Raw genomic sequence first — 19,372 nt, 5'->3', positions numbered from 1 at the left:
GGTGCCGCCGTGTCCGCCGTCCTGACGCTCCTCGCCCTGCCGCTGCTGCCGGCCGGGCAGGCGTCGGCGGCCTCGTACAGCGTGACGATGAAGGGGTACGCCTTCTCGCCCGCGCGCCTGAGCGTCCCGGCCGGGTCCACGGTGACGTGGACCAACCAGGACACGGCGCCGCACGACGTGAAGACCACCTCGGGCCCGGTCTCGATCCACTCCCCGATGCTCGACAAGGGGCAGAGCTGGAGCTTCACGTTCACCACAGCCGGGTCGTACGGCTACGTCTGTACCGTCCACCCGAACATGACGGCCGGGATCACGGTCCGCGCGGCGGCACCGGCGACGACGGCGGCACCGACGGCGCACGAGCACACCGGCTCCTCCTCGGGACACCGGGAGACCGCGCCGAGCCACACCACGCCGGGCAGCGGGACGCCGACGATGCGCATGCCGTCCTCGTCGCCGTCCTCCACCGCGTCCACCGCCTCCCCGGCGGCCGCGGCGGGCCAGTCACCGCCGGCGGCCCCGGCGTCCCCGGCCGCACAGGTCGCGCAGCAGCCGCAGACCCAGACGACCGCCTCCACCACCCGCCCGCTCGACCCGCTGCTCGTGCTGACCGGCATCGTCGCCGGTGTCGCGGTGCTGTGCCTGCTCCTGGTCGGCTCCCGGGCGTCGGCTCCCCGGGCACCGCGGGAGGAGGAGGCGTAGGTCAGCCCTTCGCCCGGTAGCGGCGCATCTTCGCCCGGGCCCCGCAGACCTGCATCGAGCACCAGCGGCCCCGGCCGGCCGGACTGCGGTCGTAGTACGCCCAGAGGCAGTCGACGGCCTCGCAGGCCTTGAGCCTGCTCCAGGTGCCGGCGATCAGGGCCTCGGCGACGGCGGCCGCGACGCGGGAGAGCAGGGGGCCCTCGTCGGCCGGGGCGAGGGTCGCCGAGCCGTCGCGCCGGTCGACCGCCACCAGCAGCGGCGCCCCGGCCAGCAGGTCGCCCAGAGGAGTCACCTCGCGGTGCGGCGGGTGCCCCGCGTGGGCGAGCAGGACCGCGCGCAGGGACTCACGCAGGGCCCGGGCGTCCTCGACCCCGTCCCGCGTGATCCCGAAGCGCGCCCGGCCCTCCGCCGTGTCCAGCGCGTCGGCACCCGACTCGATGTCCAGCGTGTTCACCAGGGCCTCGACCAGGGCCAGGCCGCCGGGCGCGGGCGATCTCTCCGTCATGGCTGGACCGTACCTCTCGCTTTTCCCCTTGCGAGGTTACCGCCAATGCGGGAGCATGCAGTAACGGTTACTGGTTGCCAGCTCGTGCTGGTAACAACCGGAAGGTAACGGCCGCTTCAAGGAGGAAGTCATGGCTCTCGCCGAGCTGGGTGTCGTCGTCCTGGACTGTCCCGATCCGCGCGCACTCGCGGGCTTCTACGCCGAGGTGCTCGGCGGCACTCCCACGGTGGAGGCCGACGACTCGGGCGAGTGGGTCGACCTGAAGGTGCCGGGCGGAGCGGCGCTGGCCTTCCAGGAGTCCCCCGGGTACGTACCGCCGAAGTGGCCGTCGCCCGACGGCTCGCAGCAGTTCCACCTCGACCTGGTCGTGGAGGACCTGGACGCGGCCGAGAAGGGTGTGCTGGCGCTCGGCGCCAAGCCGCTGGACGCCGACGACCGGACGCGGACGTTCCGGGTTTACGCCGACCCGGCCGGGCACCCGTTCTGCCTCTGCGCCTGCTGACACCGGGAGGCCCCATGCCTGCTGTGGCACGTTTCCGTTCCGTCGTCGTCGACTGCCCCGACCCGCGCGAGCTGGCCCGTTTCTACGCGCAGGTCGGGGGCGGGACGCCCGAGGACGACGACCCCGACTGGGTGGTGCTGCGGATCCCCGACGGGCCGCGGCTCGCCTTCCAGCGCTCTCCCGGCTACACCCCGCCGGAGTGGCCCCGGGCCGACCGCAACGCCCAGCAGTTCCACCTGGACTTCGACGGCGGGTCGACCTGGGAGGAGATCGACGCGGCCGAGGAGCGGGTGCTGGCGCTGGGGGCGCGGGTGCTGGACCGGGAGGACTACGAGAAGAAGGACTTCCGGGTGTACGCCGACCCGGTGGGGCATCCGTTCTGCCTGTGCCGGATCGAGCACACCGCCTGAGTCACCTGCCGGTCACCCGTCCAGCTCGGAGATGGTCGCCGTCGACGGCTCGCGTCGCTGCTGGGCGGTGCGGGCGGTGATGTCGGCGCCACACAGGACCCGCTGGACGTTGCCCCAGGTCAGCAGGGCCACATCGGCCTCGTCCCAGCCGCGCCGCAGCAGCTCGGCGATCAGCCGCGGATAGCAGGAGGTGTCGCCGAGTTCCTGCGGGTGGGCCGAACCCGAGTCGTACGTGCCGGACAGTCCGACGCAGTGCGCACCGGCCACGCCCCGGATGTGGTCGAGGTGATCGGCGACGTCACGGACGGTAGGCCCGGTCTGCTCGGCCGTCAGCGGCACCATGCACAGCCCCTTGGCCGCGCCCAGTTCCGCCAGCAGGTCGTCGGGCAGGTTGACCGGGTGCGGCCGCAGGGCCCGGGCGGCGGAGCGGCTGAACAGCACGGGTGCCCGGGAGAGGCTCAGCACGCGGCGGACGGTCGGCACGGAGGCACCGGAGAGGTCAGGGATCACGCCGATCCGGTTCATCTCGCGGACGACCTCCTCGCCGAACCGCGTCAGCCCCGCGTCGCTCGCCCAGGACACCCCGGTCAGCGTCAGCACGCGCAGGCCGAGGAAGTGCAGCTGGCGCAGGATGCCCAGCGAGTCACCCACGGCCGAGGCCCCGGCGGGACCGAGGAGCACGGCGACGCGGCCGCAGTTGCGGGCGTCGGTGACCTGCCCCGCCGTACAGGCCGGCCGCAGTCCCTCGCCGCAGTTCCGGGCGACGGTCTTGGCCAGGTCCAGCTGCTCCAGGGTGGCGCCGACGGCCCGGTCGCCGTCCAGGCCCTCGGGCAGGTGCAGTGACCAGAACATCGCGCCCACCCGCCCGCGGCGCAGGCGGGGCACGTCCGTGGCGACGGTGCTCTCGCCCTCCTCCAGGTCGTAACAGGACAGGCGCTTGAGCGCCCAGGGCAGTCCGTTGTAGCCGTCGGCGACGGGGTGGACGGCGAGGATGGCGTGGGCTCGGGTCAGCGGCGCGTCGTCCGGATCGGAGACGGGCTCATAGGGCTCCGCAGCCATGGCGGACCCGTCGGCGTACGGCTCGGACAGGTCGTCGAACTCACCGGCCGCGGCGGTGGGGCGCAGGTCGTCCTGGAGGTCTGCCATGGCGGCTCCGTACGGTCGTTCGTGGCGTACGGTCACCGTCGCACGGAGCGCTGGGGGGTTCCTGGTGGGCGGCGCGTTCGGAGTACGGCCCCGACCTCGTGCGGCGACGCCCTCAGGGCACCCGGGCCGCCTCGATCACCTCGTCCAGGGTGTCCCGGGAGCGGACCAGGTCGGCGATCATCCGGTCGATGCGGGCACGCTCGGCCGCGAGCTCGGCGACCAGGTTGGGCGTGGCGCGGACCGACGGCCCGCCGTCGCTGTCCCGCATGCACGGCAGCAGCTGGACGATCTTCTCGCTGCACAGTCCCGCCGCGAACAGCTCCTGGATCCGGATGACCCGGTCCACGGCCGCCTCCGCGTACTCCCGGTGTCCGCCGGGCGTCCGCTCGGCGGTGAGCATCCCCTGCTTCTCGTAGTAGCGCAGCGACCGCTCGCTCACGTTGGTGCGCCGGGCCAGTTCACCGATCCGCACGTCCCACTCCCGGGCTTGATTCTGACATCTGTGTCAGGTTCTAGCGTACGGACATGACGCAGCACACGACAGCACTCTTCGAACCGGCTCGTCTCCCCGGGCTGGACCTGCCCAACCGTCTGGTGATGGCGCCCCTGACCCGCAACCGGGCCGAGGCCGACGGAACCCCGACCGCGCTCATGGCCACGTACTACGCCCAGCGCGCCTCCGCCGGGCTGATCATCGCCGAGGCCGCGACGCCGAACGCGGTCGGGCAGACGTACCCGAACATCACGGCCATCCACGCCCCGGCGCACGTGGCCGGCTGGCGGCGGGTCACGGACGCGGTCCGGGACGCGGGCGGACGGATGTTCCTCCAGCTCCAGCACGGCGGCCGGGTCGGCCACCCCGCGACCAGCGGGCTGACGCCGGTCGCGCCCTCGCCCGTCCCGCTCCCCGAGACGATCTTCACGCCGGTGGGCCACCGGCCGGCCGTCGTGCCGAGGGAGATGACCGCCGAGGACATCGGGGCCACCGTCGCGGACTTCGCACGCGCCGCCCGCAACGCGGTCGACGCCGGTTTCGAGGGTGTGGAGGTGCACTCCGCCAACGGCCATCTGCTCCATCAGTTCCTCGCCCGCAACACCAACCTCCGCACCGACCGCTACGGCGGACCGGTCGCCGCCCGGATCCGGTTCGCGGCGGAGGTGACCGAGGCCGTGGCCGCCGAGATCGGAGCCGCGCGGGTGGGGCTGAGGGTCTCCCCCGGCAACACCGTCAACGGCATCGAGGAGGGCGAGACCGAGGAGATCTACCCCGCGCTCGTCGAGCGGCTCGGCGGGCTGGGGCTCGCGTATCTGCACCTGGGGTACGCCGACCCGGACACGCCGGTGTTCCGGAAGGTGCGGGCCGCCTGGCCCGGGGTGATCGTCGCCAATCCGGTGCTGAAGGAGATCTCCACGGACGCCGTGCACCGGGCCTCCGAGGCGCTGCTGGCCGCCGGGGCCGACCTGATCGCCCTCGGGCGGCCCTTCCTCGCCAATCCCGACCTGGTGACCCGGCTGCGGCTCGGGGCACCGCTGAACGAGATGCGCGACCGGTACTTCATGTACGTGGGCGGGGCGACCGGCTACACCGACTACCCCGCCCTCGACACTCAGCCGTCGCGCGAGTCGAGCGACTCGATCGTCGCGTTGGACGGCGATCGCGTGGCCTGAAGGCCCCGGGCCACGTCCTCGGCCGCGTCCAGCACCCGGACCGCGTTCTTCCAGGTCAGCTTCGCCAGGTCGGCCTTGGACCAGCCGCGGTCCAGCAGCTCCGCGATGAGGTTCGGGTAGCCGGAGACGTCGTCCAGGCCGTCGGGGGTGAAGGCCGTGCCGTCGTAGTCACCGCCGATGCCGAGGTGGTCGATGCCGGCGACCTCGCGCATGTGGTCCAGGTGGTCGGCGACCGTCGCCACCGTCGCGACCGGGCGCGGGTGCCGCTCCTCGAAGGCGCGGTGGACCTTCATGGCCTCCGCCGTGGTGTCCAGGTGGTGGAAGCCGTGGGCGCGCATGTTCTCGTCGGCCTCAGCCGTCCAGTCCACGGCCGCCTGGAGCACGAACTTCGGCACGAACGTCACCATCGCCATGCCGCCGTTGGCGGTCAGCCGCTCCAGGACGTCGTCCGGGACGTTGCGCGGATGGTCGCACACGGCCCGTGCCGAGGAGTGCGAGAAGATCACGGGCGCGGAGCTCGCGTCGAGGGCGTCGCGCATCGTCGTCGCCGCGACGTGGGAGAGGTCGACGAGCATGCCGAGCCGGTTCATCTCCCGCACGACCTCCCGGCCGAACGCGGTGAGGCCGCCGGCCCGGGGCTCGTCGGTCGCGGAGTCCGCCCAGTCGACGTTGTCGTTGTGGGTGAGCGTGAGGTAGCGCACGCCGAGCCCGTACAGCCCGCGCAGCGTGCCCAGGGAGTTGGCGATGGAGTGACCGCCCTCCGCGCCCATGAGGGAGGCGATCCGGCCCTCCCGGCGCGCGGCCTCCATGTCGGCGGCCGTCAGCGCGGGCCGCAGGTCCTCCGGGTGGCGGTCGATCAACTGCCGTACGCAGTCGATCTGCTCGAGCGTGGCCGCGACCTGGTCGGGCGAGTCCGTGCGGACGTACACCGACCAGTACTGCGCACCGACTCCGCCCGCGCGCAGCCGCGGGATGTCGGTGTGCAGGTGGGCGCTCTGGTCGGCGGCGACATCGCGGGCGTCGAGGTCGTAGCGGACCTGCTGGCGCAGCGCCCAGGGCAGGTCGTTGTGCCCGTCGGCGACCGGGAACTCGCTCAGGAGTTCCCGGACTGCCTCCAGGGAGGTCATCGTCGTCACTTCCCGGCGCCGAAGCCGAAGCCGCCCGAGCCCTCGACCTTGGCGCGCAGGCGCTTGCCCTTCTCGGTGGCCTGGTCGTTCAGCTCCTGCTGGAACTCGCGCATGCGGGCGCGGAGTTCGTCGTCGTGCGCGGCGAGGATGCGGGCCGCCAGCAGACCGGCGTTGCGGGCACCGGCGACGGAGACCGTGGCCACCGGGACACCGGCCGGCATCTGCACGATCGACAACAGGCTGTCCATGCCGTCGAGGTACTTCAGCGGCACGGGCACCCCGATGACCGGCAGCGGTGTCACGGAGGCGAGCATGCCGGGCAGGTGGGCGGCGCCGCCGGCCCCGGCGATGATCACCTTGAGCCCGCGCTCGTCGGCCTGCTCGCCGTACGCGACCATCTCGCGCGGCATGCGGTGCGCGGAGACGACGTCGACCTCGTAGGCGATCTCGAACTCGTCGAGGGCCTTGGCGGCGGCCTCCATGACGGGCCAGTCGCTGTCCGACCCCATGACGATGCCAACAACAGGGCTCATTCGGTGATGGTGCCTCTCAGGTAGCCGGCTGCGTGACGGGCGCGCTCCAGCACGTCGTCCAGGTCGTCGCCGTAGGTGTTGACGTGACCGACCTTGCGGCCGGGCTTCACGTCCTTGCCGTACATGTGGATCTTGAGCTGGGGGTCGCGGGCCATGCAGTGCAGGTACGCGGAGTACATGTCCGGGTAGTCGCCGCCGAGGACGTTGACCATGACGGTCCACCGGGCACGCGGGCGCGGGTCGCCGAGCGGGAGGTCCAGGACCGCGCGGACGTGGTTGGCGAACTGGCTGGTGACGGCGCCGTCCATCGACCAGTGGCCGGAGTTGTGCGGGCGCATCGCCAGCTCGTTGACGAGGATGCGGCCGTCGCGCGTCTGGAACAGCTCGACGGCGAGGTGCCCGACGACGCCGAGTTCATTGGCGATGTTCAGCGCCATCTCGGAGGCCTCCAGGGCGAGGGCCTCGTCGAGGTCGGGCGCCGGGGCGATGACCGTGTCGCAGACGCCGTTGACCTGGCGGGACTCGACGACCGGGTAGGCGACGGCCTGGCCGTGCGGGGAGCGTACGACGTTGGCCGCGAGCTCGCGGACGAAGTCGACCTTCTCCTCGGCGAGCACCGGGACACCGGCCTTGAACGGGTCGGCGGCCTCCTCGACGGAGTCCACGACCCACACGCCCTTGCCGTCGTACCCGCCACGGACGGTCTTGAGGACGACGGGAAAGCCGTCGCCCTCGGCGGCGAAGGCCGCCACGTCCTGCGGATCGGAAACGATTCTGTGTCTGGGGCAGGGCACGCCGATCGCGTCGAGCTTCGCGCGCATCACGCCCTTGTCCTGGGCGTGCACGAGCGCGTCGGGGCCGGGGCGCACAGGGATGCCGTCCGCCTCCAGGGCCCTGAGGTGCTCGGTGGGTACGTGTTCGTGATCGAAGGTGATCACATCGCACCCGCGTGCGAAGGCGCGCAGCGTCTCCAGGTCGCGATAGTCGCCGACGACGACATCGTTCACGACCTGCGCAGCTGAGTCCTGCGGGGTGTCACTGAGAAGCTTGAACCTGATGCCCAGCGGGATGCCTGCCTCGTGTGTCATACGAGCGAGCTGGCCCCCGCCGACCATGCCGACTACCGGGAACGTCACACCCCTAGCGTATCGGCCGCGCCGAGGTGGCCGGTTTCCCGTCCCACCGCGGTCCCGCCCGGACCATCTCCGGCCGCCCACCGACGTCCGCAGGAAGATCGCGCTGGAGGGTGGTTAGCATGGCTGGGTTGACGCCGACCACGGACGGGGGCCTGCACGACCATGGGACATGGTGCCTCGCGGCTCCGACGGATCGTCCACGAAGTCGCCAAGTTCGGCGCGGTGGGCGGTGCCGGGGTGCTGGTCAACCTCCTCGTGTTCAACCTGGTACGGCATGTCACCGACCTCCAGGTGGTGCGCGCGAGCGTCATCGCGACCGTCGTGGCGATCATCTTCAACTACGTCGGCTTCCGCTATTTCACCTACCGCGACCGCGACAAGAGTCGCCGTACGCGGGAAATGACCCTGTTCCTGCTGTTCAGCGCGATCGGGCTGGTCATCGAGAACGGCGTGCTCTTCGTGGCGACCTACGGCTTCGGCTGGGACACCCCGCTGCAGAACAACATCTTCAAGTTCCTCGGCATCGGCGTGGCCACGCTGTTCCGCTTCTGGTCGTACCGCTCCTGGGTGTTCCGCGCCCTTCCGGCCCGTGAGGCGGTGGCGGACGCGGAATCGATCCTGAAGGGCGAGCGGGCCGGGCGGTCACGGTCCGGACAGCGGGTGCCGTAGGCCGTCGTCCGCCGCGTCGGCGGGTCATCGGCCCGGCGTGAGCGTGGGCCGCGTCAGCGGATCATCGGCTCGTCCTCGCCCCCGAGGGGCTTCCGGACGGGCGTGCGGGACAGGAACAGGCCGAACACCGGGGGCTTGGTCTGGAGCATCTCCAGACGGCCGCCGTCCGCTTCCGCCAGGTCGCGGGCCACGGCCAGGCCGATGCCCGTGGAGTTGCGGCCGCTGATCGCCCGCTCGAAGATGCGGGCGCCCAGGTCGGCGGGGACCCCGGGGCCCTCGTCCGTGACCTCGATGACGGCCTGGTTGCCGGTGACGCGGGTACGCAGCGCCACCGTGCCGCCGCCGTGCATCAGGGAGTTCTCGATCAGCGCGGCCAGCACCTGCGCGACCGCTCCCGGCGTGCCGACGGCCTCGAGGTGCCGCTTGCCGGAGCTGACGATCGCCCGCCCGGCGCTGCGGTAGGCGGGCCGCCACTCGGCGAGCTGCTGCTGGATGACCTCGTCGAGGTCGAAGGTGACGGCGGAGCCGGTGCGCGGATCGCGGGCGTTCGTCAGCAGCCGCTCCACGACGTCCGTGAGCCGCTCGACCTGGGTCAGCGCGATCGTCGCCTCTTCCTTCACCGTGTCCGGGTCGTCGGTGAGGGTGATCTCCTCCAGCCGCATGGACAGCGCGGTGAGCGGCGTCCGCAGCTGGTGGGAGGCGTCCGCGGCCAACCGCCGCTCGGCGGTGAGCATGCGCGCGATGCGCTCGGCCGAGCCGTCCAGCACGTCCGCCACCCGGTCCAGCTCGGGCACGCCGTACCGCTTGTGCCGCGGGCGGGGATCGCCCGAGCCGAGCCGCTCGGCCGTCTCCGCGAGGTCGGTCAGCGGCGACGCCAGCCGGTTCGCCTGGCGGACGGCCAGCAGCACCGCGGCCACCACGGCGAGCAGCGCGACCAGCGCGATGATCAGCAGGGTGCGGCCGACCTCGCGCGTCACCGAGGAGCGCGGCTCCTGGACGGTGACCGTCTCGCCCTCCTCGCCGGGCGCGCTGGCGCTGATGACGTCGCCGGACGGCTTGGCGCCGACCTCGATGGGCGCCTCCCCGGGGATCCGGATCACCGCGTAGTAGCGGTCCTGCGTGATCTGGTCGCGCAGCACCTCGGCGTCGACCTGCTGGGCCCCGAAGAGCCGGCTGTCGACGATGCTGGCCAGCCGGACCGCCTCGGACTCCACCCGCTCCTGGGCGCTGTTGCTGATCGTCCTGGTCTCGACGATGACGAGGGAGACCCCGAAGACGGCGATCACGACGAGCACCACGGCGAGCGTGGACTGGATCAGTCGGCGGCGCATGTCCTGTTACCCGTGCCTACCCGTGCCTGCCCCGCGGCTCAGCTCTTCTCGAAACGGAAGCCCACACCACGCACCGTGGCGATGTACCGGGGGTTGGCCGCGTCGTCGCCGAGCTTCTTGCGCAGCCAGGAGATGTGCATGTCGAGGGTCTTGGTCGACGACCACCAGGTCGTGTCCCAGACCTCGCGCATCAGCTGGTCGCGGGTGACGACCCGGCCCGCGTCGCGCACCAGCACCCGCAGCAGGTCGAACTCCTTGGCGGTGAGCTGGAGCTCCTCCTCGCCCATCCAGGCGCGGTGCGACTCGACGTCGATGCGCACGCCGTGGGTGGCGGGCGGCTGCTGCGGCTCGGCTGCGCCGCGGCGCAGCAGGGCGCGGACGCGGGCGAGCAGCTCGGCGAGCCGGAACGGCTTCGTCACGTAGTCGTCGGCGCCCGCGTCGAGCCCGACGACGGTGTCCACCTCGTCGGCGCGGGCGGTCAGGATGAGGATCGGGATGCTGTGGCCTTCGCCACGCAGGCGGCGGGCCACCTCCAGACCGTCCATGCCGGGCAGGCCCAGGTCGAGCACGACCAGGTCGACGCCACCCTGCATTCCGGCGTCGAGGGCGGTGGGTCCGTCCTCACGCACCTCGACCTCGTAGCCCTCCCGGCGCAGAGCACGGGCCAGCGGCTCCGAGATGGACGCGTCGTCCTCGGCGAGCAGTACACGGGTCATGAGGTGATGGTAGACCTGCGAGCCCCTGAGCTGGGGTGTGACCGGAAGCCTTGATTCTTACCCGCGGCAAACCCGTTTCTTACGGTCCGCGGGTACGCGCACAAACCTCTGCCTTTGGGGTGCGATCCTGGTAAGGACCTTGGAAAAGGGGCTTACGGTTCCCCCGACACCTGTGATCCGTGTCTCAAGACCTTCCATATACGGCGGTGTCCTGCCGTATGGTGAATCAACGCCTGTAGCACCATGGCGACCTTCGGAGGCTGATTGCCCCTGGAGGTCTCTTTTGTGTGCGGGTTTGTGTGCGGGCCGGTGCCCGCCGCCCCCGAACCTGAAAAGACCTGTGGCCGGGCCTCGTCGTGCGGATACGCGCGTAGAGGCGTGGATCCCGGTGGCGACCGCCCACCGCTCCGTGACCCGGAGCGGACCCCCGTAGGCGTCGGGCGGACGGCCGTACGCACCGGTGCCGGCCGCCCCCCACCGGGCGCACCACCGCTGCCGCGGAGCGCGTCCCGACCAGCAAGGAACGACCATGGCGTCCAGCCTGACGAAGGACTCGGCCCGCCCGGGCACCCCCGGCTCCGAGAAGACCTTCTTCGGCCACCCCCGCGGACTGGCCACTCTGTTCATGACCGAGATGTGGGAGCGGTTCAGCTTCTACGGCATGCGGGCCCTGCTCGTCGTGTACCTGCTCTCCGGCGGGCCCGACGCCAAGAAGGGCAGCATGGGCGGCGGGCTCGGCATGGACCTCGCCACCACCACGGCGATCTACTCGGTGTACCTGTCGATGGTGTACCTGCTCGCCATGCCCGGCGGCTGGCTCGGTGACCGGGTCTGGGGCCCGCGCAAGACCGTGACGATCGCGGCCGTCACGATCATGTCGGGTCACCTGGTGCTGGCGCTGCCCGGCGGCCAGGCACCCTTCTTCGCCGGTCTGGCCCTGGTGGCACTCGGTTCCGGCCTGCTCAAGGCCAACATCTCCACCATGGTCGGCCACCTCTACGACGGCCCGGACGACCCGCGCCGTGACGGCGGCTTCACGATCTTCTACATGGGCATCAACATGGGTGCCTTCTTCGCGCCGCTGATCATCGGCACGGTCGGCCAGCAGGTGAGCTGGCACCTCGGCTTCGGTCTCGCCGCGGTCGGTATGGGCATCGGCCTCATGGCCTTCCTCATCGGCACCCGACACCTGAGCCCGCGGAGCACCGTCGTACCCAAGCCGCTGGCGGCCGAGGAGCGCGCGTCCTGGCTGCGCAAGGGTCTGATCTGGCTGGCCGTCGCGGCGGTCTTCTACGGCGTCGTCGGCTTCACCGGCCACTTCACCCTCAACTGGGCGATGATCCCGCTCACGGTGATCGGCCTGATCATCCCGGCCGGTGTGCTGATCCGCATCAAGCGGGACAAGGAGCTCAGCGCGGTCGAACAGTCGAAGATGACCGGCTACATCTGGTTCTTCGTCGCGGCCGCCGCCTTCTGGATGATCTACGACCAGGGCGGTTCCACGGTCCAGGCGTTCGGCGAGACGAAGGCCTCCGGCTCGCTGCTCGGCTTCGACTTCCCGTCGTCCTGGTACCAGTCGCTGAACCCGGTGTTCATCATGGCCCTGGCGCCGGTCTTCGCCTGGTTCTGGCTGTGGCTGAACCGCAAGGGCAAGGAGCCGAGCACGGTCGCCAAGTTCGCCGCGGCGCTGTTCTTCATCGGTGTCTCGTTCTTCTTCTTCCTGCTGCCGCTCGGCATGGCCGGCGGTGACACGCTGGTCAGCCCGATGTGGCTGGTGGGCATCTACCTGCTCCAGACCGTCGGGGAGCTGTGCCTCTCGCCGGTCGGCCTGTCGGTGACGACGAAGATGGCCCCGGCCAAGTACGCCAGCCAGATGATGGGCGTCTGGTTCCTCGCGGTCACGGCGGGCGACTCGGTGACGGGTCTGCTCTCCAACCCGGCCGTCGGGGGCGTCGACCTGAGCGGCACGGGCGCGGTCGCGGCGGAGGCGGTGCTCGCCGCCCTGGCGGGTGGCGCGGTGTACATGTACCGCAGGAAGGTCAAGGCGCTGATGGGCGACGTCCACTGAGCCGTCCTGCCGGACCCTGACGGAAGGGCCGCCGCACCTCCGAGGTGCGGCGGCCCTTCTCATGTCCTCGCCTCGTGACGTGCCTTGTGACTCGTCTCATGTTCCCCGTCAAGTTCAGCTGTTCAGCCTCCTGAAGGTCTTCCCCGACAGCCCCTGGACCGCGCAGCGGCTGCGACGCGGTGGCGGCGGATCTCGCCGGTGGTGGGGTCAACGTTGTGCGACCCCAGTGGTACCGAGGTACCACGGCGATGCCGAAGTGTCCCCCCTGGTCCCAGGGACGCGGCCCGTTCCGTACCTAGCTTTGAGACACGCGCTCCGGACCGGCCGGAGCGGCGGGAGTGGATCGGGATCAACCCATGATCGAAGTACGAGAGTTGACCAAACGATATGGGGACAAGACCGCGGTGGACCGGCTGAGCTTCAGCGTGAAGCCAGGCCAGGTCACCGGTTTCCTCGGTCCCAACGGAGCCGGCAAGTCCACCACGATGCGCGTGATCATCGGCCTGGACGCGCCCACCAGCGGCTCGGCGATGGTGAACGGCCGCCGCTACGCCCGGCACGCCGCGCCGCTGCAGGAGATCGGTTCGCTGCTGGAGGCCAGGTCCGTCCACCCGGGCCGCACCGCCTTCGCCCACCTGATGGCCCTCGCCCGTACTCACGGGATCCCGCGTCGCCGCGTCGACGAGGTCATCGACCTGGCCGGGCTGCACAGTGTGGCTCACAAGCGGGCCGGGGCCTTCTCCCTGGGCATGGGCCAGCGGCTCGGCATCGCGGCGGCGCTGCTCGGCGACCCGGAGATCGTCATGCTCGACGAGCCGGTCAACGGTCTGGACCCGGAGGGCGTGCTGTGGGTGCGCCAGTTGCTGGCGGGGCTGGCCGCCGAGGGACGGACGGTGATGCTGTCCTCGCATCTGATGAGTGAGACGGCGCTGATCGCCGACCATCTGGTCGTCGTCGGCCGGGGCCGGCTGCTGGCGGACACCACGGTCGACGGCCTGATCCAGGAGGTCGGAGGCAGGGGCGTGAAGGTCGCCACCACCGAGCCGGAACAACTGCGCTCGCTGCTGTCGGGGCCGGGCGTCAGCGTCACGTCCTCGACCGCGGAGGAACTGGTCGTCCTGGGCGTGGACGCGCGTGGCATCGGCGCGATCGCCGCGCAACACGGGATTCCGCTGTACGAGCTCACCCCGCAGACCGTTTCCTTGGAGGAGGCGTTCATGGACATCACCAGCGACGCGGTGGAGTACCACAGCGTCCCCGCCGACACTGCCGCCCGGAGGGCCGCCTGATGACCATCACCGTCACGCCGGACATCGCGGACGCCGCACCTGCCCGCCCCGACCGGCCCGCCTACCGGGTCACGGCGCTCGGGGTGCTGCGCTCGGAGTGGGGCAAGTTCTGGTCGCTGCGGTCCAGTTGGATCACGCTGGGCGTGTCCCTGTTCCTGCTGACCGCCATCGGTGCAATCGCCGCCGCCACATACAGCCCGGGCAGCAATGGCGGCGGTCCGCCCGGATCGTCCTCCGGCCCCGAGGACGCCGTCAGCGTGGCCCTGACGGGCCTGACGTTCGCCTCACTGGCCGTTGGCGTCCTGGGGGTCCTGATGTCAGCCGGTGAGTACAGTACGGGCATGATCCGCTCCACGCTGGCGGCGGTGCCCAGGCGGCTGCCGGTGCTGTGGTCGAAGAGCGTCGTCACCGGCGTTCTCGTTGTGCCCGTGGCCGTCATCGGCGCGCTGGCAGCGTTCGGGCTGGGTGTTGCGTCCCTGGACGGCCAGAGCATCTCCATGTCCCTCGGGGAGGACGGGGTGCTGCGTTCCCTGATCGGAGCGGGCCTCTATCTGGGACTGGTGGGTGTGTGGGGTGTGGCCCTGGGCTCGCTGTTGCGCTCCACCGCCAGCGGCATCACCGTGCTGGTGAGCAGCCTGCTGATCCTGCCGGGCCTGACCTCGCTGCTGCCCGCGTCCTGGAAGGACGACATCACGCCGTATCTGCCCAGCAACGCCGGCCAAGCGGTGACGCACCTGCACCAGGCCACCGACTCGCTCGGCCCCTGGGCGGGCCTGGCGGTGTTCGCCGGATGGGTGGCGCTGACACTGGCCGGGGCGGCATACCGGCTTGTCCGTACGGACGTCTGACCGATTGGGCGAGAGCATGCCTGCGACGGGTACGAGAGGAGGGGCGGAGGCCGGGAGCGCGGGCCGCCGCCCCTGCTCCGGCCGGCCGGCCCTCGCGCCGCCCCCCGGCTTGGAGGCGGCCTGGTCGCATCCGCTCATGGGGCGTCTGCTGCGCGCGCAGCGGCACCTGAAGTGGGGCGGCCGCCGGCATCCGTGGCTGTTCGACTCGGCGATCGTGCTGGTCGTCGCCGCTGTGACGGTCTTCCGCTCCCCGGGCGAGCACGGCCCGTTCGGCGAGATCCGGGCGCTCGCCGACCTGCCGTTGGGCATCGAGACGGCCTTGTCCGCCATGCTCGTCGTGCCGCTGTGGTGGCGGCGCAGGGCGCCGACGGCCGTCTTCACGGTGATCGCGGTGTGCGCCCCGGCCCTCATGGCGCTCGGCCTGCTGCTGCCGACGGGCGGGTGTCTGCTCATCGCCCTGTTCAACCTGGCACTGAACGGCCCCCTGCGCAGGCTTGGCTGGGCGGCCGCCGCGACGACCGTCGAGCTGAACGCGGCGGTGTGGTTCCTCGCACCCGCCGACCGGCTGTGGCAGGGCCTGCTGACGGTGGCGAGCCAGGAGATCGCCGCGATCGCCCTGGGTCTGGCCCTGCGCACCCGGCGGGTGTACCTCGCGGCGCTGGAGGACCGGGCGGCCCGACTGGAGATCGAGCGTGAGCAGCGCGAGAGGCTGACTGCCGCCGCCGAACGCTCCCGGGTGGCCCGCGAGATGCACGACATCGTCGGCCACAACCTGTCGGTCATGGTAGGACTCGCGGACGGCGCCGCCACCCTCGCCTCCAGCACGGGTGAGCGGTCCGAAGAGGCCCTGCGCATGATCGGGGACACCGGACGGCAGGCGATGAGCGAACTGCGGCGCGTCCTGGGTGTCCTGGGCGACGAATCCGACGACCAGGCCGAGCGGCTCAGCCCGCAGCCCGGCATCCGCGATCTGGATCCGCTGCTGGCCCGGGTCCGTGCGGCCGGTGTGAATGTCACCTGCCGGACGTCCGGAGACGTCGACGCCCTCGGCAGCGGGGTGCAACTGACCGTCTACCGCGTCGTCCAGGAAGCCCTGACCAACACCCTCAAGCACGCCGGCACCGGCTCGGCAGCGAACGTCACCGTCACCGCCGGGAACGGAGAGATCCGGATCAGCGTCTCCGACACCGGGCCGCCCCCCGGCGCCCGGACATCTGCGCGGCCCCTGGCAGAGGCCGACGGTCCGGGACACGGACTGGTCGGTATCCGGCAGCGGACCGCCATGTACGGCGGCACCGTCACCGCGGGGCCGCGTGACGACCGGTCCGGCTGGACCGTGGACGTGACACTCACCGATCCGCCGGCGTCTGCCCCGTCCCCCGCACAAGCCCCCGCCCCAGGAGGCCCGCAGCCCCAGGGAGAGCAGACCCCATGACCACTGTGTTGATCGCCGACGACCAGTCTCTGCAACGCCTCGGCTTCCGCATGCTGCTCCAGGGCACCCCGGGCATGGAGTGCGTGGGCGAGGCCGGACACGGCGCCGAAGCCGTCCGCATCGCCGCCGAACTGCGCCCGGACGTCGTCCTCATGGACGTCCGCATGCCCGGCATGGACGGCATCGAGGCCACCCGGCGGATCGTCGCCGCCGGCGGCCGTACCCGCGTGCTGATCCTCACCACCTTCGACCTGGACGAGTACGCGTACGAGGGGCTGCGCGCCGGAGCGAGCGGCTTCCTGCTCAAGGACGCCCGCCCCGAGGAAGTCGTCGCCGGGATCCATGCCGTGGCGACGGGCGACGCGGTCGTCGCTCCCAGACTGACCAGACGCCTGCTGGACGCCCACGCCCATCGGGTGCTCTCTCCCGCCTCCCCCGCAGAGCCGCACACCGATCCCAGGCTGCGGACGCTGAGCGAGCGCGAGCACGAGGTCCTGGTGGCGATCGGCAAAGGCTGGACCAACGCGGAGATAGCCGAGCGGCTGGTCCTCACGGAATCCACCGTCAAGAAACACGTCGGCCGGGTCCTCGCGAAGATCGGTGCGCGCGACCGCATTCAAGCCGTGATCATGGCCTATGACGCCGGGCTGGTCACGCCCCGCTCCTGATCCGCCCGCAACCCCGGCTCGCAAGGGGGTCGGCGGCCACCTCCACTGTCACGAGATGGCGCAGGGCATAGCCGCAATGCCGATCGGGCCACGGGCGGGCACTCGCACTGTGCAGGGCTTGTTGCGGCCACGGAGGGCGGCACCGGTGCCTCGTCGCCATCACACCCGCAGCGGCCGACCGCGTCGGCCTGGTAGAAGCGGACGTCTGACCGCCAGTTCGGTGGTGACAGCCGAGTTCCTCCAGTCCTCAGGCGGACGGCTTGCCGCGCATCGGCCCGCTACGGGGCGCGGCAAGCTCGAACGGGCCGTTGCGGACGGACTCCGGCTCGGTGTCCAGGTCCCAGGCGGCGACCTGGCGGTCCCCAGGGCCCGGGTGCAGGCCGCCAGCAGGGCGACGTCACCCGGAGCCGGCCCGTGGAGCTGAGGTTCATCCAGGTCCAGCGCATCGAGGGGGACGCTGGCACCCGGCCCCACTGCCGGTCGAGCCAGCTCTCACCGGAGACCCTGTGTGACCTGCCCCGGACCGAGAGGGTGCCGGTGGTCCTCATGGACGGCAGCGCGAACTCGTACCGGATCTCGCCGAGCATGTCCCACACGCCGGTGCATCCTGGGGCCGACCGGTCCGCTGACGGCCGCGGCATCGTCGGTGCCTGAGAGCCCGCGAACGGTCGTCTACGGCCGCGGTGGGCGCAGGACGGGGACGCTGTCACGGAACGCGGCGGCGTGCTTGTCGATCTCCTGGGGGTCCGGCTCCAGTGAGGCGGCGCTCAACAGTTCCCGGTAGTGCTCCTCCAGCTCCGTGAGAGTGTGGACGGAGGAAGCGGCGCCGGCGGGGGAGAAGTCGACCCGGACGTCGCCGTCCTGGACGACGAAACGGCCCGCCGCCCCGCACGTGCCGCATTCGGCGCGGCCGCCGCGCAGCACGATCAGGTCGAGGTGGCACATCGGGCAGGTGCCGGGCTCCCCCAGGAACCGGACTTCGTCGTGGGGCAGACCGAGCTGCCGGGCAACCGCGCCGCCCAGCCGCTCGGCGCGCAGCACAGCCGCCGGGTCGGTGGCTGTGCCGCCCAGGCCGCCGGGGGTGGGGACTTCCATCTGGTCGGCGACGGCCATGTGCAGGGGGAAGGCCAGGGCGTGCAGAGTGGGCAGCGTCAGCGTGCGCCAGTGGGGTGACGGGCAGCCGCCCACGGCGATGAAGCCGGCCACGCGCGGCTTGAGGACCCGCGGGTCGGGGGCCGTGTCGACGCCCAGAAGGCCGCGAGTCTCCTTCTGCTCGGCCGGGCCGTGTTCGCGGCGGGCGAGGGCTTCACGGACGAAGACCACGTCCGTGCGCGGACCGAAGGCGCGGTCGATGAGGAGCTTCAACGCGCCCGGTGCGCTGCGGGTGTAGGTGGGGGAGCTGACGATCACGCCGTCCGCGTCGAGCAGCCGGTCGCAGAACCAGGCCGCGTCGTCCCCGGCGTCCGCGGTGGCGGCGGTCACCAGGGACAGGTCGGTCAGCCGTACCATCTCGACGGCTGTCCCCTCGCGCGCGGCCGCGGTGAGCGCGGCCTTCAGCAGTACCTCGGCACTGCCGTCCTCCTGCCCGCAGGCAAGTCCGAGCAGACGCATCGACGACACCTCTCTGTGTTCGCGGCACGGGGGGCGGTCCGCCGGGCCATGCGGGCTCCGGCGGACCGGACGGGAGCGGATGGCGGGGCGGTCAGCCGCGCAGGGTGGCTGCCAGCCAGTCGGCGCTGCGGGTGACGATCTCGGGGAAGTGGTTCGAGAGGATCTCGTAGTGCTGGCCCGGGTACTCGATGACCTCCTTCGGGTCGGGGATCCGCTCGTACATCTCGCGGGCCTCCTCGACGGGGGCGACGGTGTCCTTGGAGGCGAGGATCATCAGGACCGGGGCGGTGATGCGTTCGGCGTAGGCGCGCACCTCCATCTCGAAGATGCGGTCGAGGGTCGAGATGGTGATCTCGTTCCGGAAGCTGGGCAGCTGGTGGATCATGTTCTCGACGAATTCCAGACCCTCCTGGTCGCTGAACATGACCGGGTCCCCGGGTTCCGGGACGCCGTGCAGGCGGATGCTCGCGGCCGGCTCGCCGCGCAGCTGGGCCTGACGGTCGGAAGGGATGAGGGCTTCGAGCTCCGCGAGTGTGTCGGCCGGTTGGAGGGTGCGCGCGCTCCAGCCGCTGACCGGGGGGATGATGCTGACGACGGCTTTGACCCGGCGGTCGGTGGCGGCCGTGAACAGGGAGTTGGCGCCACCGATGCTGATGCCCCACAGGGCGATGCGGTCGGGGTCGATGTCCTCCCGCAGGGTCAGATGGGTGATGACGTCGCGCAGGTCCCGGCACTGCTGCCAGGGATCGAACTGCTGACGGGGTTCGCCGTCGCTGTAGCCGGTGTTGCGGTGGTCGTAGATCAGGCAGGCCAGACCGGCGTCGGTGAAGCCCTGGGCCATGGCGAACATGGATTCCGCGGGACCGCCCAGGCCGCCCTGGAGGATGGCGACGGGCAGGCGTTCCGGGCCGTCGGTCGGGCGGAACAGTTTGCCCCGCAGGGTCAGTTCCGACACTCGGAACTCGATGTCTTCGGTGACGGGCATGGTTCTCCTCGTGGTGCGGCTCG

21 protein-coding genes are annotated in these 19,372 nt (G+C 71.5%); 10 read left to right on the top strand and 11 right to left on the bottom strand.

Annotated features, from left to right (window positions below):
• The first annotated feature begins 9 nt into the window (after positions 1–9).
• Entirely contained in the window at positions 10–702 is a 693-nt protein-coding gene (locus SCNRRL3882_RS24575; RefSeq protein ID WP_010034609.1) for a cupredoxin domain-containing protein, read from the top strand.
• A gap of 1 nt (position 703) precedes the next feature.
• Here the strand turns inward: SCNRRL3882_RS24575 and SCNRRL3882_RS24570 are convergent, their stop codons facing one another.
• Positions 704–1,207, bottom strand: coding sequence for a CGNR zinc finger domain-containing protein (locus SCNRRL3882_RS24570; protein WP_010034607.1), 504 nt, complete (start codon positions 1,205–1,207; stop codon positions 704–706).
• Positions 1,208–1,337: 130 nt separating this feature from the next.
• Here SCNRRL3882_RS24570 and SCNRRL3882_RS24565 point away from each other — a divergent pair, with 130 nt between their 5' ends.
• Positions 1,338–1,709, top strand: a complete 372-nt coding sequence (locus SCNRRL3882_RS24565; RefSeq protein WP_010034606.1) for a VOC family protein — start codon at positions 1,338–1,340, stop codon at positions 1,707–1,709.
• A gap of 14 nt (positions 1,710–1,723) precedes the next feature.
• Entirely contained in the window at positions 1,724–2,119 is a 396-nt protein-coding gene (locus tag SCNRRL3882_RS24560; protein ID WP_029180799.1) for a VOC family protein, read from the top strand.
• Between the two features lie 12 nt (positions 2,120–2,131).
• On the opposite strand, the gene SCNRRL3882_RS24555 is transcribed toward SCNRRL3882_RS24560, so the two are convergent.
• Positions 2,132–3,265, bottom strand: coding sequence for a dipeptidase (locus SCNRRL3882_RS24555; RefSeq protein WP_010034603.1), 1,134 nt, complete (start codon positions 3,263–3,265; stop codon positions 2,132–2,134).
• Between the two features lie 112 nt (positions 3,266–3,377).
• Positions 3,378–3,737, bottom strand: coding sequence for a MerR family transcriptional regulator (locus tag SCNRRL3882_RS24550; protein WP_010034600.1), 360 nt, complete (start codon positions 3,735–3,737; stop codon positions 3,378–3,380).
• A 53-nt stretch (positions 3,738–3,790) separates the two neighbouring features.
• Here SCNRRL3882_RS24550 and SCNRRL3882_RS24545 point away from each other — a divergent pair, with 53 nt between their 5' ends.
• The gene (locus tag SCNRRL3882_RS24545; RefSeq protein WP_010034597.1) at positions 3,791–4,933 is read left to right on the top strand and encodes an alkene reductase; all 1,143 of its coding nucleotides are present in this window, start codon (positions 3,791–3,793) and stop codon (positions 4,931–4,933) included.
• Here SCNRRL3882_RS24545 and SCNRRL3882_RS24540 read toward each other — a convergent pair.
• The 3 genes from SCNRRL3882_RS24540 to SCNRRL3882_RS24530 are packed head-to-tail and all read right to left on the bottom strand — an operon-like array spanning position 4,873 to position 7,729.
• Positions 4,873–6,060 (bottom strand): dipeptidase, encoded by a 1,188-nt coding sequence (locus tag SCNRRL3882_RS24540; protein ID WP_010034593.1) that lies wholly within the window; start codon positions 6,058–6,060, stop codon positions 4,873–4,875. The genes SCNRRL3882_RS24545 and SCNRRL3882_RS24540 overlap by 61 nt on opposite strands.
• A 5-nt stretch (positions 6,061–6,065) precedes the next feature.
• Positions 6,066–6,593, bottom strand: a complete 528-nt coding sequence (gene purE / locus SCNRRL3882_RS24535) for a 5-(carboxyamino)imidazole ribonucleotide mutase (protein ID WP_173937286.1) — start codon at positions 6,591–6,593, stop codon at positions 6,066–6,068.
• The gene (locus tag SCNRRL3882_RS24530) at positions 6,590–7,729 is read right to left on the bottom strand and encodes a 5-(carboxyamino)imidazole ribonucleotide synthase (RefSeq protein ID WP_029180798.1); all 1,140 of its coding nucleotides are present in this window, start codon (positions 7,727–7,729) and stop codon (positions 6,590–6,592) included. The genes purE and SCNRRL3882_RS24530 overlap by 4 nt, the downstream gene beginning before the upstream one ends.
• Positions 7,730–7,891: 162 nt before the next feature.
• On the opposite strand from SCNRRL3882_RS24530, the gene SCNRRL3882_RS24525 reads away from it, so the two are divergent.
• Positions 7,892–8,398, top strand: a complete 507-nt coding sequence (locus SCNRRL3882_RS24525; protein ID WP_010034585.1) for a GtrA family protein — start codon at positions 7,892–7,894, stop codon at positions 8,396–8,398.
• Positions 8,399–8,451: 53 nt separating this feature from the next.
• Here SCNRRL3882_RS24525 and SCNRRL3882_RS24520 read toward each other — a convergent pair whose 3' ends face one another.
• Both SCNRRL3882_RS24520 and SCNRRL3882_RS24515 read right to left on the bottom strand, forming a co-directional pair.
• Entirely contained in the window at positions 8,452–9,729 is a 1,278-nt protein-coding gene (locus tag SCNRRL3882_RS24520) for an ATP-binding protein (protein WP_010034580.1), read from the bottom strand.
• A gap of 38 nt (positions 9,730–9,767) precedes the next feature.
• Positions 9,768–10,445, bottom strand: coding sequence for a response regulator transcription factor (locus SCNRRL3882_RS24515; protein ID WP_010034575.1), 678 nt, complete (start codon positions 10,443–10,445; stop codon positions 9,768–9,770).
• Between the two features lie 529 nt (positions 10,446–10,974).
• Between SCNRRL3882_RS24515 and SCNRRL3882_RS24510 the strand changes: the two genes are divergently transcribed.
• The 5 genes from SCNRRL3882_RS24510 to SCNRRL3882_RS24490 all read left to right on the top strand — a co-directional run bounded on the left by SCNRRL3882_RS24510 (position 10,975) and on the right by SCNRRL3882_RS24490 (position 16,753).
• A complete protein-coding gene (locus SCNRRL3882_RS24510; protein WP_010034574.1) occupies positions 10,975–12,513 on the top strand; it encodes a peptide MFS transporter in 1,539 nt (512 codons plus the stop codon).
• A 356-nt stretch (positions 12,514–12,869) separates the two neighbouring features.
• On the top strand, positions 12,870–13,802 hold the full coding sequence (locus SCNRRL3882_RS24505) for an ABC transporter ATP-binding protein (RefSeq protein ID WP_029180797.1): 933 nt from the start codon (positions 12,870–12,872) through the stop codon (positions 13,800–13,802).
• On the top strand, positions 13,802–14,650 hold the full coding sequence (locus tag SCNRRL3882_RS24500; RefSeq protein ID WP_010034571.1) for a membrane protein: 849 nt from the start codon (positions 13,802–13,804) through the stop codon (positions 14,648–14,650). Before SCNRRL3882_RS24505 ends, SCNRRL3882_RS24500 begins: the two co-directional genes overlap by 1 nt.
• Positions 14,651–14,786: 136 nt before the next feature.
• On the top strand, positions 14,787–16,085 hold the full coding sequence (locus SCNRRL3882_RS24495) for a sensor histidine kinase (protein ID WP_010034570.1): 1,299 nt from the start codon (positions 14,787–14,789) through the stop codon (positions 16,083–16,085).
• A complete protein-coding gene (locus tag SCNRRL3882_RS24490) occupies positions 16,082–16,753 on the top strand; it encodes a response regulator (RefSeq protein WP_010034569.1) in 672 nt (223 codons plus the stop codon). The genes SCNRRL3882_RS24495 and SCNRRL3882_RS24490 overlap by 4 nt, the downstream gene beginning before the upstream one ends.
• 278 nt (positions 16,754–17,031) lie before the next feature.
• Here SCNRRL3882_RS24490 and SCNRRL3882_RS42645 read toward each other — a convergent pair whose 3' ends face one another.
• From SCNRRL3882_RS42645 to SCNRRL3882_RS24475, 3 genes are all read right to left on the bottom strand, one after another.
• The gene (locus tag SCNRRL3882_RS42645) at positions 17,032–17,301 is read right to left on the bottom strand and encodes a lipocalin-like domain-containing protein (RefSeq protein ID WP_420031202.1); all 270 of its coding nucleotides are present in this window, start codon (positions 17,299–17,301) and stop codon (positions 17,032–17,034) included.
• Positions 17,302–17,425: 124 nt separating this feature from the next.
• Positions 17,426–18,364 (bottom strand): NAD(P)H-dependent oxidoreductase, encoded by a 939-nt coding sequence (locus SCNRRL3882_RS24480; RefSeq protein ID WP_010034567.1) that lies wholly within the window; start codon positions 18,362–18,364, stop codon positions 17,426–17,428.
• 91 nt (positions 18,365–18,455) lie between these two features.
• A complete protein-coding gene (locus tag SCNRRL3882_RS24475; RefSeq protein ID WP_010034566.1) occupies positions 18,456–19,349 on the bottom strand; it encodes an alpha/beta hydrolase in 894 nt (297 codons plus the stop codon).
• Between the last annotated feature and the right edge of the window lie 23 nt (positions 19,350–19,372).

The sequence above is a fragment of the Streptomyces chartreusis NRRL 3882 genome, assembly GCF_900236475.1.
Taxonomy (GTDB): Bacteria; Actinomycetota; Actinomycetes; order Streptomycetales; family Streptomycetaceae; genus Streptomyces; species Streptomyces chartreusis_D.
Note: the sequence above shows the minus strand (reverse complement) of the source record. Positions and strands in the feature narration are given on the sequence as shown.